The organism is Sphingopyxis sp. LARHCG72, from assembly GCF_052871675.1.
Genome location: NZ_JBIXJU010000002.1, coordinates 393,220 through 419,235, shown reverse-complemented (window position 1 = coordinate 419,235; position 26,016 = coordinate 393,220). Strand labels below are relative to the sequence as shown.

16 protein-coding genes are annotated in these 26,016 nt (G+C 66.5%); 5 read left to right on the top strand and 11 right to left on the bottom strand.

The window, feature by feature from the left end:
• The first annotated feature begins 9 nt into the window (after window positions 1-9).
• The 5 genes from ACIPPQ_RS07065 to ACIPPQ_RS07045 all read left to right on the top strand — a co-directional run bounded on the left by ACIPPQ_RS07065 (window position 10) and on the right by ACIPPQ_RS07045 (window position 10,565).
• Complete coding sequence (locus ACIPPQ_RS07065; RefSeq protein ID WP_446543426.1) at window positions 10-2,421, top strand: ligase-associated DNA damage response DEXH box helicase; 2,412 nt, start codon at window positions 10-12, stop codon at window positions 2,419-2,421.
• Window positions 2,422-2,490: 69 nt separating this feature from the next.
• Window positions 2,491-3,528 (top strand): retroviral-like aspartic protease family protein, encoded by a 1,038-nt coding sequence (locus tag ACIPPQ_RS07060; protein WP_446543425.1) that lies wholly within the window; start codon window positions 2,491-2,493, stop codon window positions 3,526-3,528.
• 306 nt (window positions 3,529-3,834) lie between these two features.
• Window positions 3,835-4,557 (top strand): ligase-associated DNA damage response endonuclease PdeM, encoded by a 723-nt coding sequence (gene pdeM, locus ACIPPQ_RS07055; RefSeq protein WP_446543424.1) that lies wholly within the window; start codon window positions 3,835-3,837, stop codon window positions 4,555-4,557.
• Window positions 4,558-4,709: 152 nt separating this feature from the next.
• Window positions 4,710-7,544 carry a TonB-dependent receptor gene (locus tag ACIPPQ_RS07050; protein WP_446543423.1) on the top strand — a complete coding sequence of 945 codons (2,835 nt, stop codon included), beginning with the start codon at window positions 4,710-4,712 and terminating at the stop codon, window positions 7,542-7,544.
• A 231-nt stretch (window positions 7,545-7,775) separates the two neighbouring features.
• Window positions 7,776-10,565 (top strand): TonB-dependent receptor, encoded by a 2,790-nt coding sequence (locus tag ACIPPQ_RS07045; RefSeq protein ID WP_446543422.1) that lies wholly within the window; start codon window positions 7,776-7,778, stop codon window positions 10,563-10,565.
• Between the two features lie 93 nt (window positions 10,566-10,658).
• On the opposite strand, the gene ACIPPQ_RS07040 is transcribed toward ACIPPQ_RS07045, so the two are convergent.
• The 11 genes from ACIPPQ_RS07040 to ACIPPQ_RS06990 form a co-directional block, all read right to left on the bottom strand.
• Window positions 10,659-11,942, bottom strand: coding sequence for a peptide MFS transporter (locus tag ACIPPQ_RS07040; RefSeq protein ID WP_446543421.1), 1,284 nt, complete (start codon window positions 11,940-11,942; stop codon window positions 10,659-10,661).
• Window positions 11,939-12,949 carry a dipeptide epimerase gene (locus tag ACIPPQ_RS07035; RefSeq protein ID WP_446543420.1) on the bottom strand — a complete coding sequence of 337 codons (1,011 nt, stop codon included), beginning with the start codon at window positions 12,947-12,949 and terminating at the stop codon, window positions 11,939-11,941. The genes ACIPPQ_RS07040 and ACIPPQ_RS07035 overlap by 4 nt, the downstream gene beginning before the upstream one ends.
• Window positions 12,949-14,925 carry a serine hydrolase domain-containing protein gene (locus ACIPPQ_RS07030; protein ID WP_446543419.1) on the bottom strand — a complete coding sequence of 659 codons (1,977 nt, stop codon included), beginning with the start codon at window positions 14,923-14,925 and terminating at the stop codon, window positions 12,949-12,951. The genes ACIPPQ_RS07035 and ACIPPQ_RS07030 overlap by 1 nt, the downstream gene beginning before the upstream one ends.
• A gap of 11 nt (window positions 14,926-14,936) precedes the next feature.
• Window positions 14,937-16,223: an amidohydrolase family protein gene (locus ACIPPQ_RS07025; RefSeq protein WP_446543418.1), complete on the bottom strand. Its 1,287-nt coding sequence runs from the start codon at window positions 16,221-16,223 to the stop codon at window positions 14,937-14,939.
• Between the two features lie 28 nt (window positions 16,224-16,251).
• A complete protein-coding gene (locus ACIPPQ_RS07020; protein WP_446543417.1) occupies window positions 16,252-17,262 on the bottom strand; it encodes a dipeptide epimerase in 1,011 nt (336 codons plus the stop codon).
• A gap of 21 nt (window positions 17,263-17,283) precedes the next feature.
• A complete protein-coding gene (locus ACIPPQ_RS07015; protein WP_446543416.1) occupies window positions 17,284-18,711 on the bottom strand; it encodes a serine hydrolase domain-containing protein in 1,428 nt (475 codons plus the stop codon).
• Window positions 18,712-18,715: 4 nt separating this feature from the next.
• Window positions 18,716-20,341 carry an N-acyl-D-amino-acid deacylase family protein gene (locus tag ACIPPQ_RS07010; protein WP_446543415.1) on the bottom strand — a complete coding sequence of 542 codons (1,626 nt, stop codon included), beginning with the start codon at window positions 20,339-20,341 and terminating at the stop codon, window positions 18,716-18,718.
• Window positions 20,342-20,379: 38 nt separating this feature from the next.
• Entirely contained in the window at window positions 20,380-21,438 is a 1,059-nt protein-coding gene (locus tag ACIPPQ_RS07005) for an alpha/beta hydrolase (RefSeq protein ID WP_446543414.1), read from the bottom strand.
• Entirely contained in the window at window positions 21,435-22,592 is a 1,158-nt protein-coding gene (locus ACIPPQ_RS07000) for a YkvI family membrane protein (protein ID WP_446543413.1), read from the bottom strand. The genes ACIPPQ_RS07005 and ACIPPQ_RS07000 overlap by 4 nt, the downstream gene beginning before the upstream one ends.
• Window positions 22,589-23,635, bottom strand: coding sequence for a DUF1611 domain-containing protein (locus tag ACIPPQ_RS06995; RefSeq protein ID WP_446543412.1), 1,047 nt, complete (start codon window positions 23,633-23,635; stop codon window positions 22,589-22,591). Before ACIPPQ_RS06995 ends, ACIPPQ_RS07000 begins: the two co-directional genes overlap by 4 nt.
• A 189-nt stretch (window positions 23,636-23,824) precedes the next feature.
• Window positions 23,825-25,804 (bottom strand): serine hydrolase domain-containing protein, encoded by a 1,980-nt coding sequence (locus ACIPPQ_RS06990; RefSeq protein WP_446543411.1) that lies wholly within the window; start codon window positions 25,802-25,804, stop codon window positions 23,825-23,827.
• Between the last annotated feature and the right edge of the window lie 212 nt (window positions 25,805-26,016).

Below are 26,016 nucleotides of genomic sequence, written 5' to 3'. Positions count from 1 at the left end.
GTTCGGCTTATGGATTTGCCCGCCCCCTTTGCTCAATGGTTTGGCGCGCGCGGGTGGCGGCTTCGGCGGCATCAGGCGGATATGCTCGCGGCCGGGATGCGCGGCGAGCATGCGTTGCTCGTCGCCGCGACGGGCGCGGGCAAGACCTTGTCGGGGTTCCTGCCGACGCTCGTCGACCTCGCGCAGCATCCGACCGACCGGCTGCACACGCTCTACGTCTCCCCGCTGAAAGCGCTCGCGGCCGACGTCGAGCGCAATCTCCTCGGCCCGATCGCCGAGATGGAGCTCGACATCAGCGTCGAGAGCCGGAGCGGCGACACATCGTCGGACAAGAAGGCACGCCAGCGCAGCCGGCCGCCGAACATATTGCTGACCACCCCTGAATCGCTGTCGCTGCTGCTGTCCTACCCCGACAGTTTCACGATGTTCGCCGACCTCAAGACGGTCGTGATCGACGAGATCCACGCCTTCGCCCCCGGCAAGCGCGGCGACCTGCTCAGCCTCGCGATGGCGCGGCTGCAGGCGATCGCCCCCGGCCTCCGCCGCGTCGGCCTGTCGGCGACGATCGCCGACACCGCCGCCTATCGCAGCTGGCTCGCGCCCGATGGCGACGCGGACGCGGTGACATTGGTCGAGGGCGAGGCGGGCGCCGATCCCGACATCGCGATCCTGCTGCCCGAGGGCGCGGTGCCCTGGGCGGGGCATTCGGGGCGCTATGCGGTCCACCAGGTGATGGAGGAGATTGCGAAGAACCGCACGACCATCATCTTCTGCAACACGCGCGGGCTCGCCGAGCTGATCTTCCAGGAGCTCTGGAAGGTCAACGACCTGTCGCTCCCCATCGCGATCCACCACGGCAGCCTCGACCGCGAGGCGCGCCTGCGCGCCGAGGCGGCGATGGCCGAAGGACGGCTGCGCGCGCTCGTCGCAACGTCGAGCCTCGACCTCGGGCTCGACTGGGGCGATGTCGATTGCGTGATCCAGATGGGCGCGCCGAAAGGCTCGTCGCGGCTGCTCCAGCGCATCGGGCGCGCCAACCACCGGCTCGACGAGCCGAGCAAGGCGTTGATCGTCCCCGGCAATCGCTTCGAATATCTCGAGGCACGCGCGGCGCTCGATGCCGTCGACGCCGGCGAGCGCGACGCCGATCGCTTCCGCCCCGGCGCGCTCGACGTGCTGGCGCAGCATGTGATGGCGCTCGCCTGCGCGGCATCGTTCCGCGAGGATGACCTGCTCGCCGAGATCCGGTCGGCGACGCCCTACAAATGGATCGACTCCGACACCTTTGCGCGCCTCCTCGGTTTCGTGCGCGACGGCGGCTATGCGCTCAAAAGCTATGACCGCTTCCGCCGCCTCGCACCCGACGGAGAGGGCGGCTGGCGCATCGCACACCCGCGGCTCGCGGCGCAGCACCGGCTCAACGCCGGGATCATCGTCGAGGCGCCGATGGCCGATGTGCGGTTCAAGAACGGCCGGCGGCTCGGCAAGGTCGAGGAATATTTCGCGAGCACGCTGTCGCCCGGCGACACCTTCGCCTTCGCCGGCCTCAGCCTCGAGGTCGAATCGATCCGCGACACCGACCTGATCGTGCGCGCGACGACGCGCCCCGCGCGAATCCCGAGCTATATGGGCGCGCGCCTCGCCATCTCGACGCGGCTCGCCGACCGCGTCCGCGCGTTCCTTGCCGACCGGGCGAGCTGGCACCGCTTTCCCGAGGACGTGCGCTTCTGGCTGGAAATGCAGGCGCTGCGCTCGGCCTTGCCGCGTCCCGGCGAGCTGCTCGTCGAGACCTTCCCGCACGAGGGCCATCATTATCTCGTCTGCTACCCGTTCGAAGGATGGAATGCGCACCAGTCGCTCGGCATGCTGATCACCAAGCGCATGGAGCGCGCCGGGTTGCAGCCATTGGGCTTCGTCGCGTCGGACTATGCCATCGCCATCTGGTCGCTACGCCCGGTGCCGCATCCGCAAAATCTGTTCGATGCTGAAATCCTGTCGGAGGAGTTCGTCGAATGGGTCGAGCGGTCGCATCTGTTGAAACGCGCGTTTCGCGAGGTCGCGGTGATCGGCGGGCTGATCGAGCGCCAGCATCCGGGCAAGCGCAAGACGGGCAAGCAGGTCACCTTCTCGACCGACCTCATCTTCGACGTGCTACAAAAATACGAGCCCGACCATCTGCTGCTCGAGGCGGCATGGGCCGACGCGCGCGAACGGCTGACCGATGTCGCGCGGCTCGGCGACTTGCTCGACCGCGCGGCGGGGACGATGCTGCATCAAAGGCTGGACCGGATCAGCCCGCTCGCGATCCCCGTTCTCGTGCTGATCGGGCGCGAGAATGTCGCCGCGGCGGATATCGACGACGCGCTGCTCGGCGAGCTCGCCGACTCACTCGCCGAACGGGCGATGCGCCTCGACCAGTGACCGGCGTTTCGCTTGCTGCACGGCCCGATGAGGCGTAGATTGGGACAAAATATACAGAGGATGCCAGCGATGACCCAAGCTACCCAGCGGTCCGTCCTGTTTGCGCTGCTGCTCGCCGCCCCGGCGCTCGTCGGCGCGACGCCGGCTCCCTCCGACCCGGCACCCGTACCGGCCGCGACCCCCGCCGCGACGGGCGAGGTGATCGCGCCGCCGGTCGTCGTTGTCCCCTTCATCGAACCTTTCGACCTCGACGCGTCGCGGCGGATGTCGGTGAAGGTGATGGTGGGCGGCAAGGGTCCTTTCTCCTTCCTCGTCGATACCGGCGCCGAACGCACGGTGATCGCACGCGAGCTCGCCGAACGGCTGGGGCTGGCCGAGGGCGCGAAGCTGCGGCTTGCGACGATCGGCGGGTCGGCGACGGTCCCGAGCTACCGCATCGCGGCGCTCCAGATGGCGAAGCTCCACCTTGCCTCGGTCGAGGCGCCGGCCTTTTTCGGGCGGCATATCGGTGCCGCGGGGCTGATCGGGGTCGACATGCTCGAGGAACGCCGCGTGCTGATCGATTTCCGCAAGGAGAGCATGCAGATACTGGAAACGCGGCGGCGCGCGCAGCCGATCATTCGCGACGATGACGCGATCGTCGTCACCGCGCGCAATTCGGCGGGACGCCTGATCCTGTCCGACGCGCGGCTGAACGGCAAACGCATCGACGTCATCGTCGACACCGGCGCACAGACGAGCGTCGGCAATATGGCGCTGCAGCGGCTGGTCGCGAGCAAGCGCGCGAACCGCTTTCCCTTTACCGCGACGATCCTCGACGCAGTGACGGGGGAGTCGGTCCCCGCCGTGCAGACGGCGATCAAGCGGATCGTGATCAACGGCATGGACGTCAACGACCTGCCGGTCGCCTTTGCCGACGGCCAGGCGTTTCGCGCGCTCGGCCTGCACGAACGGCCCGCGCTGCTGCTCGGCATGGACAGCCTGTCGCTGTTCGACCGCGTCGAGATCGATTTCCCCAACAAGCGCGTCGTGTTCGACCTGCCCGACGAAGCGAGCCGCAACGCCGGCCAACGCTTCGCCGCAAACATGGTGGTGCAGGGCAGTTAGGGTCAGGACCCATTAATTCCCCGTTCGAGGTTTGAAGCGATTTTGCTCAGGGCGAGGAGGAAAGGCGAAGGAATATAAATATATTTCAAGACTTTCCGACGACGCCATGGGCAAAATCGGTCAAATCCCGCAGGGACGCCGAAATGGCTTCGATCTCAAACCTGCGTGGCCTTGCGGGTAGCGATGCTACCCGCTGCACCCGCACAGGTCCGATATCTTCGCCATTTCGACGCCTCGAACGGGGAATTAATGGGTCCTGACCCTAGGGCGCTTGCGGCGCCCCCGCCGCGCCTGCATAGCGGCGTCATGTCCGCCGCGCCGACCTTCGACTTCGCGGGCCAGCCGTTCCGGATGCTGGCCGATCGCGCGCTGTTCTGGCCGCGCCACGGCGCGCTGATCGTCGCCGACCTGCACCTCGAAAAGGCGAGCTGGTACGCCGCGCTCGGCCAGCCGCTGCCACCCTATGACAGCCACGACACGCTCGACCGGCTCGCGGCGCTCGCCGCCGAAACCGGCGCGCGCGCGATCTGGTGCCTCGGCGACAGCTTCCACGACCGGGACGCGGCAGAACGGATCGTGCCCGCGGTGGCCGAGCGCCTGTCGGGGCAGGCAGCAGCGGCCAAACTCCTGTGGATCGCGGGCAACCACGACGGGCTCAGCGGCGGCGCGTGGGGCGGCGATGTCGCCGACGAACTGGTCGTCGACGGCATCGTCTTTCGTCACCAGAGCCAAGGCAGCGAGACGCGGCCGGAGATTTCGGGGCATTTCCACCCCAAGCTGCGCATCAATGTGCGCGGCCGCCCGATTTCGCGGCCCTGTTTCGCGGGCGACGCCCAGCGATTGATCCTGCCCGCCTTCGGCAGCCTGACGGGCGGCCTTGCCGCCGACGATCCGGTGATCGCGGCAAATTTTGCCGGACCTTATGCGGCGATGCTCGTCGCGCGCGGCCGCCAGCTGCGCTTCCCGTGCAGCAGCCGCGGGGCCAATGACGCTACGGCAAGCCCGCCGACGCGGCAAACGAACGCCTAAGCCCCGCCGAACAGGCGCTTTTCCGCCTGTGGCCTAAAAGCATCACCCGATCAAAAACGACGCAAAAGCGTGCCTTCGTCTGGATCGATCGCGCAATTGAGTTATGCTCCCCTCGCAACAAAAATAATGAAATGTTGAGAGGAGTGCCCGATATGAAATCATCTTCCCTTCGTGCTGCCCGCTTTCTGCGCACCAGCGCGCTCGGCGTCTCGATTGCCCTCGCGGCAGTCTCGGCTCCGGCCTTCGCGCAGGACGCGCCCGCCGACACCGCGACCGACGACAGCGACAACACGCCGATCATCGTGACCGCACAGGGCCGCGCCCAGCTGCTTTCGGACGTGCCGGTCGCGATCTCGGCGGTCAGCGCCGAAACCTTGCAGAACAGCGGTGCGAACGACATCCGCCAGCTGAACCAGGTCGCCCCGTCGCTGTTCGTTTCGTCGACAGGTTCGGAAGCGAACGGTTCGGCACGTATCCGCGGGATCGGCACCGTCGGCGACAACCCGGGCCTCGAAAGCTCGGTCCCCGTCTTCATCGACGGCGTCTATCGCTCGCGATCGGGCATCGGCCTCAACGAACTCGGCGAAATCGACCGTGTCGAAGTGCAGCGCGGTCCGCAGGGCACGCTGGGCGGCCGCAACTCGTCGGCAGGCCTGATCAGCATTTACTCCAAAAAGCCGAGCTTCGAATTCGGCGGCTCGGGTGAGATCACCTACGGCAACTACGACTATTGGCGCCTCGCCGGCGGCGTGACCGGCCCGATCGGCGACACCGTCGCCTTCCGTCTCGACGGCGTGTGGGTCAAGCGCGACGGCTTCCTCAAGGACACGGCAAACAACACCGACGTCAACAATCGCGACCGCTATTTCGTGCGCGGTCAGTTGCTGTTCGAGCCGACCGATGCGCTCTCGATCCGGCTGATCGCCGACTATACCTATCGCGACGAACGCTGTTGCGGCGCAATCTATGTCGACAACAGCGTCAATCCCTATGTCGGCGGTCTCAACACCCCCTCGCCGCTGCCGTTGCCGCCCGGCGCGGCCATTCCGGCCGGCACCAACAATATCGTCACCGTGCTTCGCGACCTCGGCCAGCCGATCGGGGCGTTCAACCAGGGATATAGCCGCAACCTGTCGGTCACCCCGGGGCGCAGCTTTGCCGGCGAGACCAAGGATTACGGCTTCTCGGGCCAGATCGATTACGACCTCGGCAGCGCGACTCTGACCTCGATCACCGGGTATCGCGAATATCGGTCGGGACAGGCGGGCGACCTCGACTATGGTTCGGTCGATATCCTCTATCGCGCACCGAGCGACGACGCCTATCGTCAGTTTCACACCTTCACCCAGGAACTGCGCCTGCAAGGCGAGGCTTTCGACGGCAAGCTCGACTGGCTCGTTGGCGGTTTCTATTCGAACGAGAAGCTGACCGTTCGCGACAATCTGCGTTTCGGCACGCAATATGGCCAGTTCGCGGCGTGCCGCCTCGTTTCGGGCAGCTTTGCCTTCGCCTACGGCCCGACCTCGCCCGGCTGTCTCAGCCCCGCCGGCCGCGCGGGCCTGCTTGGCGCAAACGGCGGTGCCGGTCAGTTCGGCGCGGCAACGCCGCTGCTGCTGGGTGCAATCGACCGTCTCGGAACGCTCAGTGACAAGGGCAGCATCAACGATCGCTACCACCAGAACGGCACCAACTGGGCGCTGTTCACGCACAATATCTTCCACATCACCGACAAGCTCGATTTCACGTTTGGCGTCCGTTACACGCACGACAAGAAGAAGTTCAGCGCGTCGTTCACCAACGACAACACCATCTGCACCCAGAATCAGGCTGCCATCGGCGGGCTGCTCGCCAACGCGGCGCTGCAACCGCTTGTTGCCGGCATCCTGGGCCTGAGCTGCCAAGGCAATTCGACCGCCGAACTCAACGGCGTCTCGATCAACGACCAGCGCAGCGAAGACGAGTTCACCGGCACCGCGATCCTGTCGTACAAGCCAGTCGATGATCTGATGGTCTATGCAAGCTATTCGCGCGGCTACAAGGCGGGTGGCTTTAACCTCGACCGTTCGGCGCTGAAGCCACCGGTCATCACCGGGGCGACGCCCAGCTCCACCTTCGCAGCGGTCGGCGGCGCACAGGCGCTGGTCGGCAATCTCCAGTTCGATCCTGAACTGGTCAATAGCTATGAAATCGGCGCGAAATATGCGACCGGCCCGTTCAGCGTCGGCCTGACCCTGTTCCGTTCCGATTTCGAGAATTTCCAGCTCAACACGTTCAATGGCACGGTCTTCCTCGTCCAGAATATCAACGGGTGCGAGGACAGCCTGAATGGCGGCGACCGCGACCAGAGCAAGTTCACGACCGCACCAAACTATAGCGCGGCGGCGGCAACGACCGGCGCGTGCGCAACGGACAAGGTGGGCTGGGGCGTGCGTTCGGAAGGGTTCGAACTCGAAGCCTCGCTGGTTCCGGCGCCCAGCTTCCGCATGACCGCGGGCCTGACCTATGCAAAGACGAAATATCGCAGCAATCTGGTCGGCACCAAATCGGGCGCGCCGCTCGATCAGGCGCTCCGCCTGTTGCCCGGTGACAATATGTCGAATGCGCCCGAACTGGTCGCAACCGGCAGCGTCGCGTGGACGCCGGATATCGGCAGCAGCGGCCTGACCGGCCTCGTCTATGTCGATGGCCGCATGACCAGCGACTACAACACCGGGTCGGACCTGTTCCCGCAGAAGGAACAGAATGGCTATGCGATCTTCAACGCGCGTATCGGCGTTCGCGGTCCCGACGAAAAGTGGGGCATCGAATTCTGGGGCCAGAATATCTTCAACAAGCAATATGCGCAGGTCGCCTTCAACTCGCCGTTCCAGGAAGGTGCGACGACGGGCGCCTTTGCCGACCCGCAATATCCGGGTGGCCGCCAGATCTATTCGCAGTTCCTCGCCGAACCGCGGACCTATGGCGTGACGTTGCGCGGCAAGTTCTGATCGCAGCAACCTTTGTAACAGAGGGGCGGGGCCGTTGGCCTCGCCCCTTTTCTTTTGGCAGATGACGTCAACCCGTCACTTCTGACAGCTGTGACATAAATGCCGCGCCGCGCCGGACAATGACGTTACGGAACGGCTTGCGCTGGCTTGCCGCGTCCCGGTCGTGATAGGCTCGCCGCAAATAGAATATCGCGACGCTCTCCCGCACGAAAAAACCTGTGGAGGAGGGCCATGACCATGACAGACTGTTCCCGCCGTACCCGCCTGCTGCGCACCAGCGTTGCCGGCCTGCCGCTTGTCCTCGCCCTGTGGGCAGCGCCTGCCGCGGCGCAGCAAGCCGGCACCACGACGAACGACGAAACGATCATCGTCACCGCAACGCGGCGCAGCGAGGCGCTGTCCGACGTCCCGATCGCGGTGTCCGCGGTGACCGGCGACACGCTGGAAAAGACCGGGGCCACTGATGTTCGCGCGCTGGGACAGGTCGCGCCGTCGCTGCTCGTGTCGGGCGCGACGAGCGAGGTCAATTTCTCGGCGCGCATCCGCGGCATCGGCACCGTCGGGGAGAATCCCGGCCTCGAATCGTCGGTCGGCCTGTTCATCGACGGCGTCTATCGCAGCCGTACCGGGGTCGGCCTGTCCGAACTCGGCGATATCGAGCGCGTCGAAGTGCTGCGCGGACCGCAGGGGACGCTGTTCGGGCGCAACTCGACCGCGGGGCTGATCAACATCGTGACCAAGGGTCCCGATCTCGGCCGTTTCGGCGCCAAGGGTTCGATATCCTATGGCAATTACGATTATTGGCGCGTCGACGGCATGGTCAACGCACCGCTGGGCGACAAGGCGGCGGTGCGCGTCGACGGCGTCTGGCAGAAGCGCGACGGCTTCATCGACAATGCGACCGCCGGCGAACCCGACATCAACGACCGCGACCGCTGGCTGGTGCGCGGGCAGGCGTTGTTCGAGCCGAGCGAGACGCTGAAGTTCCGCCTGATCGCCGATTACAGCAAGCGCAACGAAAATTGCTGCGGCGGTATCCTGCTGAACCCGGTGCGCAACCTCGCGCGCGGTCCCGACGGCTTCCCCGTGGCATCGGCGAACACGCTGCTGCCGATCCTGCAGGCCTTGGGCGCGAACCATCAGGTCGCGCCGGCGGGAACGCCGTTCGTCCGGCGTCAGGCGACGACGCCGGGGGTCACCTATCGTTCGGATACCAAGGACTGGGGCGTTTCGGGCGAGCTGAACTGGGAGCTTGGCGCGGCGACGCTGACCTCGATCACCGCCTATCGCGATTACAAGAATGCGCAGGGGCAGGACGCCGATTTCAGCGCGCTCGACATCCTGCGCCGCACCGACCTCGATCGGCGCTTCCGCCTGTTCACGCAGGAGGTGCGGCTGCAGGGCGAAGCGTTCGACGGGCGGCTCGACTGGCTGGTCGGCGGCTATTATGCGAACGAGAAACTCGATGTCGACGACGACATCGTCTACGGCAATAATTACGAGCAATTCGCCAATTGCCTGCTCTTCGCGAGCGCGCTGCCGAGCGCGGTGCTACCCTCGAATGCGTCATGCGTGAACGTACCGGTGGTGCAGGGAACGATCGCCGTACTGCCCCCGGGGGCGACGCGGACGCTGCTCCAGTCGCTGATCGCCAATCCCGCGCGCCCGGGCTTCGGCTCGCTCGCCGCGGCGCTCGGCCAGCCCGCGCTCGCGATCAACGGCACCGGCAACCAGGGATCGACCTTTGCGCAGCGCAGCCGCAATTTCGCGGTCTTTACGCACAACAGTTTCGACATCGTTCCCGACGTGCTGACCTTCACGATCGGCGCGCGTTACACGAGCGAACGCAAGACGCTGGATGCCGATGCGAATTTCAACAATGCGATCTGCCCGCTGATCGTCAATTCGCCTTTCCAGTCGCTCGCGACCTTGCCGTGCGTGATCAACAGCACCGCGCCCGACCTGCCGCGCGGCAGCGCAGGGACGAAGTTCAAGGACAATGAATGGACCGGGACCGCGGTGCTCAGCTGGAAACCCGCGCCCGAATGGCTGGTCTATGGATCGGCGTCGAAGGGCTACAAGGCCGGCGGCTTCAACCTCGATTTCTCGGCGCTCGACCGGACGTGCAGCGTGACCTTCGACACCGCCTGCGCGGCGCGGCTGGCGTTGCCCGCGAACACCCCCGGCAACGGCCGGCCCGAGGCGAGCGACCTGCAATTCGCGAGCGAAAAGGTCGACGCCTATGAACTCGGGATCAAATGGGACGGCCCCGGGATCGACGTCAATATCGCGGCCTTTTATCAGGAGTATAGTAACTACCAGCTCAACACCTTCAACGGCGTCAATTTCGAGGTCACCAATATCCAGGCGTGCAAGGACGACCTGAACGGCGCCGATTCGGACGGTTCGGCCACCACGGGTGCCTGCGCGTCCGACCGGCTGAAGCCCGGCGTGCGGTCGAAGGGGATCGAGATCGAGGCGTTCATGCGCCCCGTGCGTTATGTGTCGGTCAACATGGGGCTGACCTATGTCGACACCCTTTATCGCCGTAACCTCGTCGGCACGGGCGGGCGGCCGCTGTCGCCGGTGCTGTTCCAGCTTCCCGGTCGCGGGGTGTCGAACGCACCGCGCTATGTCGCGACCGCGGGGGTCAGCTGGACCCCGCCGATCGGCAGTTCGGGGATGAGCGCGCTCGTCTATCTCGACGCGCGCCTGCAAAGCGACACCAACACCGGATCCGACCTCGACGTCGAAAAGATCCAGGACGGCTTCGCCATCTTCAACGGCCGCGTCGGGCTTTACGGGCCCGAGCGGCGCTGGGGCATCGAGCTGTGGGGCCAGAACCTGCTCAACAAGAAATATTATCAGATCGGCGCCGACATGCCGCTTCAGGGCGGGGGTACCTTCCGCGCCGTCGCGGCACCCGCTTCCTCGGGGCTGGCGGGGACCGCGAACCAGCTGTTCGTCGGCTTCCCCGGCGAACCGCGCACCTATGGCGTGACCTTGCGCGGCCAGTTCTGACCGGACTCTCCCCCTCCCCAAATCCGGGGAGGGCGTAGGGAGGGCCTGCCGCGGCCGGGCACTGTCGCGTCAGGCCCTTTCCTTTGGGTGCGGTCAATCGCCCTTTGGCGCCCAGGTCGGGTCGACGCGCCGCACCGCGCCGTCGAGCGCGCGCAGCAGCAGCGCGGCGGCGAACGCGATCACGGCGAGCATCGCAAAGAAGGGCGCCTGATCCATGTGGCTCCACAGCATCCCGACGAGTCCCGCCGACAGGCTGCCGGTAAAGATCGCGAGATACCAGGCCGCGACCGTCGTCGCGCCGAGGCGCGGCGGTGCGAGGCGGGCAAAAAGCCCGAGCCCCGTCGGCAGGATCAACAGCTCGCCGAAGGTGAAGATCGCAAAGAAGACCGCGAACCAGAGCCAGGGCGCCTTTGCATCGCCGCTGCCCCATTCGACCGCCGCGAGCAGCAGATAGGCACAGGCGACGACGGCGGCGCCGAGCGCCATGCGCCGCGCGGGCGACATATCCTTCCCCGCATCGGCGCGGCGGTGCCAGTATGCGAGCAGCGGCGGGGTCATCAGCATCACGAGCAGCGGGTTGAGCGACTGGAACCAGGTCATCGGGATGGTGAAGGCGCCGGCGGCGCGGTCGAGCCCGGTATCGGCCCACAGCGCGACGGTATTGCCGACCTGTTCATAGGCGCCGCGGAACACGGTCACCGACAGCGCGACCGCGAGCAGCACCATGAAGGTGCCCTTGTGGTCGGCCCAGCGCATCGGCGGTGTGTCGGCGGTCGGCACGCGCGGCGGTTCGGGCGGCAGGTAGCGCTGGCCCCACAGATAGATGATCAGGCCGACGAACATGCCGATGCCCGCGGCCCCGAAACCATAGTGCCAGCCGTAAAGCTCGCCGAGGGTGCCGCAGATCAGCGGCGCAAGGAAACCGCCGATGTTGATACCGACATAATAGACATTATACGCCCAGCCGCGCCGCGGATCGCCCGCCTTGTAGAGGTCGTTGATCTGGCTCGGCAGGCTGGGGAGGAACAGCCCGTTGCCGAGCGCGATCGTCGCGAGCGCGAAATAGAAAAGCGGTTCGAACGCCATCATGAAATGGCCGATCGCCATGATCGTCGCGCCGAGGATGACCGCGCGCCGCTTGCCAAGCAGCCGGTCGGCGATCACCCCGCCGACGATCGGGGTGAAATAGGCGCAGGCGGTATAGGCGCCGTAAACGAAGCTGCTGTGCCCTTGGCTCAGCAGCAGCTCCTTGGTCATGTAATAGACCAGCAGCGCGCGCATCCCATAGTAGGAGAATTGCTCCCACATATTGGTGAGGAAGAGGACGGTCAGCCCGCGCGGCTGGCCGAACCATGTCGGGGCGGCGGACTGCGTCATGCGGCGACGGCCGCCTTCACACCCCACACCGCTTCGTCGCACCAGACCGTCCCGTCGCGATAGACGACGCCCGGCGTCCGGTCCTGTTTCAGGAAGATCGGCCCGTCGAGGTCGACGAGGTCGCAAAGCTGGCCGACAACAAACCCCGGCGCGGCGCCGAGGCTGCTGCACACCATGCACCCGACCATCACGCCCAGTTCCGCCTCGCGCGCCGCGGCGGCGATCATCAGCGCCTCGGTCAGCCCGCCGCATTTGTCGAGCTTGATGTTGAAGACGTCGAAGCGCCCCTTGAGCCCCGCGACATCGGCGAGCGTCAGGGCGCTTTCGTCGGCGGCAAGCGGGATCGGTGCATCATAGCCGTCGAGATCGGCCTCGCGCCCGCGCGCCAGCGGTTGCTCGATCAGCGCGACATTGGCCGCGACCATCGCGGCGACGAGCCGGTCGAGATCGCCGACCGAAAAGCCCTGATTGGCATCGACACCCAGCCACACGTCGGGACGCGCCGCGCGAATCGCATCGACCCGCGCAATGTCGAGGTCGAGCTCGCCGGTGAGTTTGACCTTGATCGAGTTCGCGCCGCGATAGGCGACGGCTTCGGCGGCCATCCTTGCCGGCTCGTCCGCGCCGACGGTGAAGGTCGTGCGGAGCGGGCGCGGCGCATCGAGCCCGGCGAGCGCCCAGACCGGCCGGCCCGTGCGTTTCGATTCGAGCTCCCACAGCGCCGCGTCGACCGCGTTGCGCGCGCCGCCCGCGGGCAGGATCGCGCGGAGATCCGCGCGCGACGGCCCCGCCTCGATCGCGCTGCGCGCGTTGGCGAGCGCCGCGAGCATCTGTTCGAGATCGTCGCCGATATAATAGACGCCCGTCGCCTCGCCGCGCCCGACATGTTCGCCGTCGTCGAGCGTGACGATGACCGCGTTCCGGCCGTCGAAGACATGGCCCGATATGCGGAACGGGTTGGCAAGGCGGAGCTTCTCGACCGAAACCCCCATTTTCAGGCGTGACATCAGTAGTTCACCGTCATCGCGAGCAGGCCAAAGGTCCATGCGACATAGAGCGGGATGATCGTCGCGAGCAGCAGGAGCAACGCCCAGAGCGTGCGGAACCAGCCGCGCTTTTCATGGGTAACGACCCGCAAATTCCATGCCGCGAGCAGGACGGCCCCGACGAGGACGATCAGGCCCGCGATCTGGAGGAACCACAGCCAGGGATCGTAGGAGGGCAAGGCCTTCAGCGTCGACATGCTGATCACCCATGCAGCGACGAGCGCAAGCACCAGGCCCGCCGCGGCGCGGACGCCGCGATAGGCGAGGAGCGAACGGCGCGGGAGCGTCAGCGGCGCCTTGTAATGGCGGCGGATCAGCGCCGAGACCGGCCATTGGAGCAAGGTGAGCAGCAACACGCCGAGGCTGACGTACATCGCGGGCATGATCCACCCCGCGGACTTCGACGCGGGCGCGCGGTCGAACACCATGAAGGGCGAAATGCCGTCGATGCTCCAGCGCACGACCTTGCCGTCCACCACCTGCGCGGCGAGCCGGCCGTGGCCGTTGGCGTTGTGCCAGACGAAGGGCGAGGTCTCGATCCATTTCGCGGGCTTGCCGTTGAGGTCGCGTCCTGCGGGGACGACGAGCTCGCCCTTGGCATCGACGCTGATCTTGACCTGCCCGAGCAGCGACGCGATCGCATAGAAATTCGTCTCGGCACGGCGGCTGTTGAGCCAGTTGCCGGCCAGCATCTTCGCATGTTCGGCCGAAGTCTTCGCGTCGACGCGGGTCGCGGGCATTTCGTTGCCCGGCAGGTAGCGGTCGGCGAAATCCTCGAACAGCACGCGGCGCAGCGGGCCGACCGAGGCCTGTTCGCCCGTCGCGTTGAACGACATGTAGATGCCGACATTCTCGTTCATGAACAGGTGCAGCGCGGTGTGGAAAAGCTGCGTGTCACCCAGGTGCGCGATCACCTGACGGCCGTTGATGTTCGTTTCGAAAAAGCCGAGTTCCATCCGGTTGAGCGGCGGCAGGATCGTCAGCGGCGTATCGTGCATCATCCGCGCGGTTTCGGGCTTCATCAGCCCCGCCCCCTGATCCAGGTGCGCGACCATGAACTTCGCCATGTCGGCGCCGGTCGACGAGAGGCCACCTGCGGGCGACGGCCCGACGATTTCGAACTTCGACGGCCCCGCCGAAAGCTGGCGATAACCCGTCGCCATCCACGGCGCGAACGCCTTGGGCAGCGGCTGGCGGAAGGTCGATTGCGTCATGCCGAGCGGCTGGAAAATCCGCTGTTCGACATAATCGTCGAACGGCATTTTCGTCACGCGCTCGACGATATAGCCCGCGAGCGCGGTGCCATAGTTCGAATAGGAGGGCGTCGTGCCGGGCGCATAGATGCGGTTCGGGATACCGCCCTTCACCAGGGCGCCGAGCGGGATCTGGAACTTCTTGTCCTCGAACATGGTCAGCTTGCCATGCTCCTCGAACCCCGCGGTATGCGTCATCAACTGGCGCATCGTGACGGGTTTACCGTCCTTCAGCGGGATCTTGAAATCGAGGTAGGTGTTGACGTCCTTGTCGAGGTCGATCTTGCCCGCTTCGACCTGCTGCATCACCGCGGTCCAGGTGAACAGTTTCGACACCGAACCGGGGCGGAACAAGGTGCGCGCGGGGTCGACCGGCGTGCGCTTCGCCGCATCGGCATAACCGAAGCCGCGCTGCGTCAGCACCTGTCCGTCCTTGACGACAACGACCACCGCGCCCGCGAGGTCGCCGCGTTTCAGCGCGTAGGGGACAAGGCCGTCGAGCCAGCTATCGACGTCCTGCTTCGTCAACGGAGCCGCCGATGCCGGAAGCGCCGGGGCGGGCGCCGCCGCCTTTTGCGCTTCGGCCGCCGGCTTGGCGGCCAGCGCGGGCGTCAGCGGCGTCGCCGGTTTCGACGCCGCGGTGCCGAGCATCATGACCAGCGGCAGCAGCGCGAATAATTTCATCGAACGCATCGTCATTCCCCTGCCGCCCGCACGACGACGCCGCGCGCCATCACGAAGCCCATCGTTTCAAGGCTGCTGACGTCGGTCAGCGGATCGCCCTTCACCGCGACAATGTCGGCCGACTTGCCCGCGGCAAGCGTGCCGATCTCGGCTTCGAGCCCGGCATGCGTTGCCGCCCACACGGTTGCCGACTTGATCGTCTCGAGCGGGGTCAGCCCCGCCTTTACCATCAGCGCGAATTCGCGAGCATTCTCGCCATGCTTCGACACCGCGCTGTCGGTGCCGAACGCGATCCGAACGCCCCCCTGATGCGCGCGGCGCAGCGCGTCGACCATCAGCGGGCCAACGGTGCGCGCCTTGGCGCGAACCGGAGCGGGCATCCAGTCGGCGGTTTCGGCCTGCCGCGCGACGGTATCGCCCGCGAGCAGGGTGGGAACGAGATAGCTGCCCTTCGCCTTGAACAGGCGGATCGATTCGGCGTCGAGATAGGTGCCATGCTCGACCGAATCGACGCCGGCGCGCAGTGCGGCATTGACGCCGTCGGTGCCGTGCGCGTGCGCCGCGACCTTGCGCCCGAGGCGGTGCGCGGTGTCGACGATCGCGACAAGTTCGGCGTCGCTCATCTGCTGGCCGAGCCCCGCCGCGGTGTTCGACATCACCCCGCCGGTCGACGCGGTCTTGATGACGTCGGCGCCCTGCTGGACCGCGAGCCGAACGGCGCGCGCGCAATCGTCGGCGCCCGAGCAGAGCGTCGGCGAGCGGAACAGGTCGATGATTTCCTGACGATAGCCATGGACGTCGCCGTGCCCGCCGTGCGCGGCGACGCCGCCCGCGGCGATGATCCGCGGCCCGACGACCTTGCCCGTCGCGGTCGCGTCGCGCAGCGCGTTGATCGCCTGCGGATCGGAGCCGAGGTCGACCACGGTCGTGAACCCGGCGCGCACGGTGCGTTTGGCAAAGACGACGCCGTCGAACGCCTGATCGACCGTCGATTTCGTCACCGCGTCGAGGCGGCTCGTCGGGCTCGATTCAAAGGTCAGGTGGACATGGCTGTCGATGAAGCCCGGCATCACGAACTGGTCGCGCAGGTCGACCACCTTGCCTTCGCCGACGAAGCCGTCGCGGATTTCGGCGACCTTTCCGGCGGTGACGACAATCGTCTTGTTCGTTTCGACACGGCCGCTCGCCGGATCGGCGAGCAACCGGCCCGCGTGGATATATGTCGTCGTCGGCTCTTGTGCGGCGACCGGCTGGATCAGCGCGACCAGCGCGAGCCCTGCGAATATCGTCTTTTTCATCGTGCCTCTCCCTGTCCCGTTATCTCTATCAGCCGACGTCGCGGCCCCAGATCGCTTCGCCGCACCAGGCATCGCCGTCGGTATATTCGATCGAGGGCTTGCGATCGGCGGCGAGGAAGATCGGACCGTCGAGGTCGACGATGTCGCAGAGCTGTCCGACGATGAACGCCGGCGCCATCGCGAGGCTGGAGCCGACCATATTGCCGACCATCACGCCCAGACCGAGTTCGCGGGCGCGCTTCGCGATCGCCAGCCCCTCGGTCAGCCCGCCGCATTTATCGAGCTTGATGTTCACGACGTTGAAGCGGCCGACCAGCCCCTCGACATCGCCGAGCGTCAGCGCGCTTTCGTCCGCCGCAATCGGGATCGGGCACTGGTAGCCGTCGAGGTCGGCCTCGCGCCCACGCGCCAGCGGCTGTTCGAGCAGCTTGACGTCGGCGGCGACCAGCGCCGCGACCAGCGCGTCGAGATCGCCGATCGCGAAACCCTGATTGGCATCGACGCCGATCCAGCATTCGGGCCGCGCCGCGCGCACCGCCTGCACCCGCGCGATATCGAGGTCGAGGTCGCCGGTGAGCTTGAGCTTGAGTGCGCGCGCCTGCGCATAGTGGCGCGCACCCGCGGCCATCACCTCGGGATCGTCGGCGCCGAGCGTGAAGGTCGTGCGGAGCGGGCGCGGTTGGGTGAGGCCCGCGAGTTCCCAGACCGGCACGCCGCTGCGCCGCGCGTCGAGTTCCCACAGCGCACAATCGAGCGCGTTGCGAGCGCCGCCCGCGGGCAGAAGCGCCTGCAACGCCTCGCGCGTCACCCCGGCCTCGACTGCGCCGCGCACGCTTTCGATCGCCGCCGCCATCGCGGGCACATCGTCGTCCAGATAATAGACCCCCGACGCCTCGCCGCGCCCGCTGTGCGTCCCGTCCGAAAGCGTGACGAGGACCACCGGCGTGTCGGTGAACACATGTCCCGAAATGCGGAACGGCTTCGCGAGCGGAAGCGATTCGATCGCGACGTCGAGCGTGAGGGGGGCGGGCGTGGTCATCGATATTGTCCTTCGGTCGGTTCAGGGCGCAGCGACGGCGGGCGCAAGTGCCGCCGCGATCTGCGAGAGATATTTGTTCCAGTCGAATGTGTGTCCCTCGGGCGTCCAACCGAGGCGGACGATCACCGCATCCTGCGACGGGATCGCCGCGACGATCTGGAAACTATGACCGCGCGCCATGACGGTATCCTCCGGCAGGTCGGGATAGAGTTTCCGGCGTTCGCCGTCGGCTTCGGCATGGTTCAGCCAGAGCTGTGCGCCATAGACGGGCCGCGGCGCGGCCGTGGTCGGCGTGACCGCAAAATCGAGCCATTGCTTCGAGAGCAATTGCTTGCCCCCGACCTTGCCCTTGTTGAGATGCAGCAACCCGTAGCGCGCCCAGTCGCGCGCGGTGGCATAGGCGTAGGAGCTGCCGACCTGCACCCCCGCTTCGTCGGGTTCGATCAGCGCGCTAGTCATGCCCGTCGGCTCGAACAATCGCTTTTGCGCAAAGCGCGTCATGCCCTCCAGCGTGCCGCCGGTCGCATCGAACACGATGCGCGAGAGGATATTCGTCGTCCCCGACGAATAGCTCCAGCTCGTGCCGGGTGCGTCCTTCAGCGGCTTCGCCGCCGCCATCGCGCCCATGTCGCCCGCCTCGAACAGCATCTTGATCGAGTCATTGCCGGGGACATAGCTTTCGCTGAAGGTCAGGCCGCTCGACATCGTCAGCAACTGGCGCAGCGTGATCTTCGCGCGCGGATCGCCTTCGCCCTTCCACTCGGGCACCGGCGCGGGTTCGTCGAGTTTCAGGATGCCGTCGTCGACCAGCAGGCCGACCAATGTTCCCATAATGCTCTTCGACGCCGACCAGCCGAGCATCTCGGTGTTCCGACCGAATCCCGGCGCATAATGTTCGGCGACGATCGCCCCGCCCTGCACGACGACGATAGCGCGCGTGTCGGGATAGCCGTCCATATTCTGTTCGTCGAAGGCGGCCCGCACCGCCTTGTCGAGCGCGGCGCGGTCGAGCTTCGCTTCGGCGGCTGCAGCAAGCTTGGGCACCGGGGCGTCGCCGATGGGCCAAGGCTTGGCGGCACTCCCGCGCGTCGGCTTGAGCTTCGCGGCCTGCGCATCGAGCGCGGCCGTCGACACATCGCCGGTAAGCAGCGTGCACCCCGCGACCGGGCGGTACAATGCGGTGCGCGTCGCGGCGCCCGGCGCCGATGCGGTGACCGTCCGCGCCTTGCGATCGACCGCGAGCGTCACGGCCTTCATGAACGGCGCGAAGGGATGGATATCCTCGCGCAGCACATCTGCCTCGGCGCGCTCGGCGACGAAGATGCCGGCGCACGCAATCTGCGCCGACACGGCGGTGCCGAGGTCTTCGGGCGTCGCAATCGCCGGGGCGGCAAGGGCCGGTCCCGAGACAGCAAGCGCAAGAATGAGGGCAGAGACGGGCCGTGCCATATCGTCAGACGCCGCAGCTGTGCCGCAGCACCGCGCCCGCCTTGGCACCCGTATGCTTACCGTTCGCGATCGTGACGACACCGTTGACGATCACCGTCTCGATCCCCGTCGGCGACGCGGTGGGCTTTTCCCAGCTCGCGACATCGTCGAGCTTGTCGAGATCGAACACGACGATATCGGCGCGCATCCCGTCGCGGATCAGCCCGCGGTCGGTGAGGCCCATGCGCTGCGCCGGCCAGCCCGTCATCTTGCGCACCGCATCCTCGAGCGACAGGATCGGGCGGCGCTTCACATATTCGGCGATAATGCGCGGGAAGGTGCCATAGGCGCGCGGGTGCGGTAGGCCGAGCGCGTCCATCTCGCCCGCCTTTTCCGACGCTGCGGCATCGCTGCCGATGCTGACCCACGGCTGCTTGATCGCGGTTTCGATGTCCTGCTCGCTCATCATGAAATAGAGCGCGACCGAGCGGTTCGGCAGGCCTTCGAGCAATATGTCCCACGCCACATCGGCCGGATCGCGACCCAGCGCCTTGCCGATCTCGGCGAGGCTCTTGCCGTGGTACGGCCGGTATTTGTCGCTGAAACCGTTCGCGAGCCGCACATTGCCGAAGCCGCCCGACGCATGGACGAGGTTCGACCAGCCGGGCATCGAGCCCGCGGCGACTTCCTTCTTCATCCGCTCGCGCACCTTGGGATCGCGGAGCCGTTCGATCCCCTTCTGGATGCCGTCGGCCCACACCCAGCTCGGCGCGATGATCTCGAGGCCCGTGCCGCCCGCGGTGTAGGGATAAAGGTCCGCCGCGACATCGACGCCGCGCGCGCGCGCCGCGTTGATCGTCGCCACCGCCTGCGGCATCAGCTTGCCCCAGCCGGGCGCGTAAGCGGCCTTGAGGTGGAAGATCTCGACCTTCACCCCGCCCTTTTCGCCGATCTCGATCGCTTCCTCGATCGCCTTGACGAGGCCTTCGCTCTCGTCGCGCATGTGCGTGGCATAGAAACCGTCGCACTGCGCCGCGACCTTCGCCAAGGTGACGAGATCGGACGTGGTCTGGAAGCTGCTCGGCGGATAGATGAGCGCGCTGGTGATGCCGAACGCGCCATTCTCCATGGCGATCTTCACCTCGCGGCCCATCGCCTCGAGCTGCGCCGCAGTCGGTTGCCCGGCGCCGTCGCCCATCACCTTCACGCGCGCCTGCGTCGCCGAATAATAGGTTCCGTAATTGACCGAAATGCCCTGCTTTTCGAGCTGGCTGAAATGCGCCGGAATCTCTGCCGCCGCGGCGGGCGGGCCGCCTTCGCCGGCGATGACGGTGGTCACGCCCATCAAGAGCTTGTTCTCGGCCGCGCCATTCTTGACCAGCACGCGCCCCGACTGGTCCATCATGTCGATGAAGCCCGGCGAGACATAACGGCCCTTCGCGTCGATTTCCTTGGCGCCGCGACCCGCGACCCGGCCGATACGCACGACCCGGCCGTCCTTGACCGCGACATCGGCGCTGACCCACGGGCTGCCCGCACCGTCGAGCACGCGGCCGCCGCGGATCACGATGTCATATTCGGGCGCCGGCGTATTCGCAGCGAGCAGCAGCGGCAGCATCGACATGGCACCCAAGAGGATCTTACGCTTCATCATTCATCTCCCTGTCGGCGCGGGGGCGCCGTTGGTTCTCACTTTTTTCCGGCGCCGGTCACCGCGTCGGCACGCACCTTGTCGACCACCGCATGGACCGCGGCGATCACGACGTCGGGCCGGTCGATCTGGATATAATGGCCCGCATCGCCCACGATCTGCTGGCGGCCGCGGGTCGAAAGCGCGGCCTGTTCGGCGTTGAGCGCCTTCCATTCCTGTTTAAAGCGGGCGCCGTCCGACGCCTTCAGCGACAAACCCTTCAGTTCTGCGGGCTTGAACGGCGCCATCGCGGTCAGCACGATCACCGGCCGGCTTCCGAAGCTTTTGACCGCGCGCGCATCGTCCATCGTGGCATCGAAGCCGTCGAGTTCGGACGTCGCGCCGTGCACCGACGTGCTGGCATAGGCCGCCATCGCCGCCGCAGCGTCCTTGGGCAATTTGCCCTGCCCCGCGTTCGCCATCGCGAAGCGCACGATGCCCGTCCACGACAGCGCGGTCGCGGTGTGCATGATCCATCCCGCCTGTCCCGGATGCGCATCGACCTTCACCGCCTTTCCGAGCCGCGCGACCTGGTCGGGATGCGACGCGTCGACCATCACCAGGCCCGCAACCTGTTCGCCATATTTTCCGACATAGGTCCGCGTGTAAGGTCCGCCGATCGAATGGCCGACGAGCACGAGCGGATCGGTGATCCCGGCGCCCTTCAGCAGCGCATGGAGGTCATCGGCGACGGCGGATGCCCGTTGCGGCGTGTCCTTCGCATCGCTCCACATGATGCCGGCACGGTCATAGGCACAGGCACGGGTAAAGCCCGCAATCTTGTCGTGCACCAGCGTCCAGTCGATCGTGCCGCCCGTTCCGAGGCCCGATTCGAAGACGACGGTCGGCGATCCGGTGCCGCGGCAATCGATATGCATCTTGCGCCCGCCGACATCGACGAGCTTTCCGGGCGGCGGATAATTCGCGGCGGCGTTCTTGCGGCCCAGCGCCTCGTAGATCGCGCCCACCGCGACGAGCAGCACCAGCAGCGCGAGCAGGCCCAGCAAGATACGCTTCACCCAGCGCCGGAACCGGCGCCAGCCCGTCAGTTTCGTCATGTCACACTCCCCTGAACGGCGGGTTGAAGATCCTGTTTCCGGCTGCGGAGCAAGCGGTACAGCCCGACGGTCAGCAGCGGCACGACATAGACCGCGAGGAAGACCCACGAGAGAAAGCGGTAACCGCTGGCGATCAGCGTCACGAGGCCGAAGCGGTCGGCGAGGAACATGCAGCCGACAAGCAGCGCCGCGGCGATGCCCGCGCGCGCGCGCTTGCCGAGCGCCGCATGTCCGCGCGCGCGGCGCGCCGCATCGACGCGCTCGTTGATCGCGTGCACCGATCCCGCCCCGCTTTCGAGCAAGGCGGCAAAGATCATGAACTGGAACAGCAGGTGGAACAGCGGCATGTCGAGCTGGCGCAGCATGAAATCCGACGGCAGCGTTTCGTGCATGATGCCGGGATAGAAGGCGATCATCGCGGCGAAGAAGAGGATCGCCGGTGCCATCGCGAGCGGCCCCGCGATGAGGCCCGAGACGATCGCGTCGCGCTGGCTGGTCAGGTGGCGGATCACCGGCAGGATCACCACCGCGCCGATGACATTATAACCCGTATAGGTCAGCCCGCCCATCACCCAGCCGTCCGAAGGCGCCGGAATGGCAAAGCGCGCCGCTATCTCGTCGCCGAAGCTGCCGAGGGCGAGGACCATGAACAGCGCGTAGACGCCGTAGAGCAGGAAGGAGACATATTTGAACAAGCCCTCGACCGAGGCGTTGCCGAAGGTAACGAACAGCGCGATCGAGGCGGCGAGGAAAGCGGTCCCCGCGAGCGGCGGCCAGCCGAAGATCGCGGCGCCGATCTCGCCCGCCGCGGCGCCGAACACCGCGAGGATCAGCGTCACGAGGAGGACATAGCCGACCTCGAAGAGGATCCAGCCGCGGCCGAGCAGCTTTTCGAAGAAGCTGCGATAGTCGAACGCCTGCATCGCCCGCGCGAAGGCGAAGGTCGTCGCGCAGATGATGCTCCAGAGCAGCATCGCGAGCAGCATCGCCGCCAGCCCGCCCCACGGCCCGCTCGGCAGGAAAAACTCCGCGAGCTCGCGTCCGGTGGCATAACCGCCGCCGATCACGACGGCCTTGAAAGCGAAGCCCGGCAACAGGAAGCGCTGGAACCAGGAGGAACCAGCCGCGGCTGCCGGGGCGTTCGCCGCGCTCATGCGAGGCAGCTGTCCACCAGGCGGGCGAAGGCGTCGCCGCCGCGGATCGGGTCGGCGACCGGCAGTCCCAGCCTGCGGCTTTCCGCCGCCATCAGCGCGTGCGCCTCATCTTCCCCGAGGTGCGAGGTGTTGAACGAAAGCCCCGCACAGCGGATCGCGGGATTGGTCCGCGAGCCGAGCCGCAGGTTGAGACCGATCGTGTCCTCGACGCTCGGCACCGTATAGCCCGGCGTCCCCAGCATCAGTTCGCGGCCGGGCTGGTGACATACGACGATCACGTCGGGCTGGCTGCCGTGCAGCAGCCCCAGCGACACCGCGGCATAGGCGGGGTGCATCAGCGAGCCCTGCCCCTCGATCACGTCCCAGTGCGCGGGATCGGCGTCGGGGCTGAGCGTTTCGGCGGCGCCCGCTTCGAAATCGGACACCACCGCGTCCATCGGGATGCCGCCGCCGGCAATCATGATCCCGGTCTGGCCGCTCGCGCGGAAATCGACATCGACACTGCGCTCGGCAAAGGCCCGCGCGATCGCGAGCGCGGTATATTTCTTGCCCAGCGCGCAATCGGTTCCGACCGTCAGCAGCCGCTTGCCCGGACGCTTGCGACCGGTACCGACCGGCAGGCCGCGCGGGGGATGGCGGATGTCGATCAGCTGGCGGCCGAGCCGCTCCGCCTGCGCAGCCAGCCCGGGGACGTCGGCGAGGCGAATGTGCATCCCGCTGACGATATCCAGTCCGGCTTCGAGCGCCTCCGACAGCGCGGGGACCCAGCTTGCGGGAATGACGCCGCCGCTGTTGGCAACCCCGATAAGCAATGCACGCGCGCCGCTGGCGGCGGCTTCTGCGGGCGTCAGAACGGGCAACCCGGTGCTGACCGTCGCCGCGGGCAAGCCATATTCGCCGACGCATTTTTCGGGCGCCCAGTCGCGCAGGCCATAGGCCGTCTTGGCAAAGCCCGGCTCGGTCGTGTCGCCGAGGAACAGCAGATAGGGCTGGGGCAATTGCAAGGCGCCACCGGCGATGTCGAGGGAGGTTTGAATGTTCACGTCTCTCACCAAAATCGGGAGAAGGCCTCGACACAGCGCCCTGATGGCACCCGGTTCGGCCTCCTTTCCCTGTTGACCTGTTTAGGACATTATTTTCAGATTCTGATAATTGCAATAGAAATGGAGAATTTTCTTTGGCCGGTCACGCCAGCGGAGGCCGAAGGGAGCCCTTCCGCTGGCGCGCGGCGGTCAGAAACGCGTGTCGAAGCCGATCAGGTGAAAGCCGATAGCGACCCACAGCAGGATGACCGCCGACAGCAGCAATAGGATGCTCCAGAATTTCGCGAACCGGCCGCGCTTTCCCGTCCAGACGTGCCGGATGTTCCAGATCGCGCTGGCAAACAGGCCGAAGAAGACGACCGGGGTCAGGATCTGGAGCGCGATCAGCGTGCCGTCGAGTTCGCCGCTGAGCGACGAAAAGTCCCTGACCAGCTTGCTGACGAACAGGATCCACCCCACGACCACCGCGACGACGAGCGCCGCGAAGCCGCGCGTCAGCCGGTAGCTTTTGAGCGCGGCAGGCGAGAGGCCGGTCTTCGCGCCATAGCGGCGGCGGATCAGCGCGGCGGCGGGCCAGGCGATCGCGGTCAGCAGCAGCGCGCCGAGACCGGCCAGGAAAGCCGGCGTGATCCACGCCGTCGACAGATACCAGGGCACCCGGTCGAACGCGATATAGGGCGATCCCGAATCGACGCTGAACCGGACGACGCGGCCCTTTTCGACCTTTGCCGCGAGGCGCATCTTGCCGTCCTGCTCGCGCCAGACGAACGGGGCGATTTCAACCCATTTGCGCGGCTTCCCATCAAGCCCCGGCGCCACGCTCAGCACGATCCCGCCATCGCGGTCGAGCGAGACCGTCACCTGCCCGGCAAGTTCCATCGCCTTGAGGAAGCTCGATTCGAGCCGGCGCGTCTTGTTGTAGGTGCCGACCATCATGCGCGCATGATCGCGCGCGGTTGCCGCATCGACGCGGCCGTCCTGCTGCGCGAAGGGGAAATAGCGATCGGCGAAGGCTTCGAACAAATGGCTGCGGATGGGCCCCGACACATTCTGCATCCCCGCAGCGTTCATCGACATGTAGATGCCGACCTTCTCTTCGGGGAAAATCCAAAGCTGGCTGTGGAAGTTGAGGCTGTCGCCCGCGTGCGAGAGCGCCCTGCGGCCGTTGATATTCTGTTCGTAGAAACCGAGCGCCATGCCGTTGAGCGGCGGGATCAGCCGCAGGATCGTATTGTGCATCTGTGCCGCGGTCGCGGGCTTCAGCAGCGCGCCGCCATCGGTGAGATGCGCGATCATGAAGCGTCCCATGTCGGCGCCCGACGCGGTCATCGCGCCCGACGGCGTGAAGCTGCTGAGTTCGAACTTCCCCGGCTCGCCCGATCCGAGCATATATCCGCTCGCCATCAGCGGACGCAGCGCGGCGGGAAGCGGCTGTCGGAAACTCGACCGTGTCATGCCCGCGGGCGCAAAGACGTGCCGCTCGACATAATCGTCGTACGAAAGCCCCGACACGCGCTCGACGATATAGCCCGCCAGCGAGGTGCCGAAGTTCGAATAGGCCGGGGTCGTTCCCGGCGCGAAGATGCGATGCGGCACCTGCCGCTTCAGCGCAGCGCCAAGCGACGGGATTTTCGCCGGATCATAGCTGTTGAGTCCGCGCTGCACCTCCTCGAAGCCCCCGGTGTGCGTCATCAGGTTGCGCATCGTCACCGGTTTGCCGTCGAAAGGAGCGATCCGGAAATCGAGATAGGCGTTGACGTCGCGGTCGAGGTCGATCTTGCCCTGCTCGACAAGCTGCATCACCGCGGTCCACGTGATCAGTTTGGACACCGAAGCCTGCCGGAACAGCGTCGTTTCGGGGTCGACCGGCCGGCGCGTCGCGACGTCGGCGTAGCCGAAGCCGCGCTGCGTCACCACCGCGCCGTCCTTGACCACGACGACGACCGCGCCCGCCGCATCGCCGCGCCGCAGCGCAAAGGGCATATAGCCGTCGAGCCACGCATCGACGTCGCTTTTCACCAGCGCGGGTGCGGCCCGGGAGGTGGCTGCGTCGCGCGCTTTCACAACCGGAGCGGCCGCCGGGCGCGCCATCGCATCGGTCGCTAGCGGACCCGCGAACAGGGCGAGCAAGGCCGCCCCCAGCCATCCGCACGAACTCAGGACCCGCATTCAGCCTCCCCTTTCACCATGGCGACGATGGCCGCCGCACAGGAAATTTCTCATTTTGAAATATTTTCAATTTGGAGCATAAACATCCTGTACGGAAATTTGTCAACGGCGCTCGCGACGGCGCCCCCCCGCGGCGGCGCGGAACGCGGTCCAGCCGCCGGACCGGTAGAATTTTCCATGGATGAAAATGGCCTTGCCGCGGCCGTAGCGGC

What these genes read in the sequence shown, in the direction of transcription:
- ACIPPQ_RS07065 (WP_446543426.1), top strand. Translation starts at nt 10, where the DNA reads ATGGATTTGCCCGCCCCCTTTGCTCAATGGTTTGGCGCGCGCGGGTGG.
- ACIPPQ_RS07060 (WP_446543425.1), top strand. Translation starts at nt 2,491, where the DNA reads ATGACCCAAGCTACCCAGCGGTCCGTCCTGTTTGCGCTGCTGCTCGCC.
- pdeM (WP_446543424.1), top strand. Translation starts at nt 3,835, where the DNA reads ATGTCCGCCGCGCCGACCTTCGACTTCGCGGGCCAGCCGTTCCGGATG.
- ACIPPQ_RS07050 (WP_446543423.1), top strand. Translation starts at nt 4,710, where the DNA reads ATGAAATCATCTTCCCTTCGTGCTGCCCGCTTTCTGCGCACCAGCGCG.
- ACIPPQ_RS07045 (WP_446543422.1), top strand. Translation starts at nt 7,776, where the DNA reads ATGACCATGACAGACTGTTCCCGCCGTACCCGCCTGCTGCGCACCAGC.
- ACIPPQ_RS07040 (WP_446543421.1), bottom strand. Translation starts at nt 11,942, where the DNA reads ATGACGCAGTCCGCCGCCCCGACATGGTTCGGCCAGCCGCGCGGGCTG.
- ACIPPQ_RS07035 (WP_446543420.1), bottom strand. Translation starts at nt 12,949, where the DNA reads ATGTCACGCCTGAAAATGGGGGTTTCGGTCGAGAAGCTCCGCCTTGCC.
- ACIPPQ_RS07030 (WP_446543419.1), bottom strand. Translation starts at nt 14,925, where the DNA reads ATGAAATTATTCGCGCTGCTGCCGCTGGTCATGATGCTCGGCACCGCG.
- ACIPPQ_RS07025 (WP_446543418.1), bottom strand. Translation starts at nt 16,223, where the DNA reads ATGAAAAAGACGATATTCGCAGGGCTCGCGCTGGTCGCGCTGATCCAG.
- ACIPPQ_RS07020 (WP_446543417.1), bottom strand. Translation starts at nt 17,262, where the DNA reads ATGACCACGCCCGCCCCCCTCACGCTCGACGTCGCGATCGAATCGCTT.
- ACIPPQ_RS07015 (WP_446543416.1), bottom strand. Translation starts at nt 18,711, where the DNA reads ATGGCACGGCCCGTCTCTGCCCTCATTCTTGCGCTTGCTGTCTCGGGA.
- ACIPPQ_RS07010 (WP_446543415.1), bottom strand. Translation starts at nt 20,341, where the DNA reads ATGAAGCGTAAGATCCTCTTGGGTGCCATGTCGATGCTGCCGCTGCTG.
- ACIPPQ_RS07005 (WP_446543414.1), bottom strand. Translation starts at nt 21,438, where the DNA reads ATGACGAAACTGACGGGCTGGCGCCGGTTCCGGCGCTGGGTGAAGCGT.
- ACIPPQ_RS07000 (WP_446543413.1), bottom strand. Translation starts at nt 22,592, where the DNA reads ATGAGCGCGGCGAACGCCCCGGCAGCCGCGGCTGGTTCCTCCTGGTTC.
- ACIPPQ_RS06990 (WP_446543411.1), bottom strand. Translation starts at nt 25,804, where the DNA reads ATGCGGGTCCTGAGTTCGTGCGGATGGCTGGGGGCGGCCTTGCTCGCC.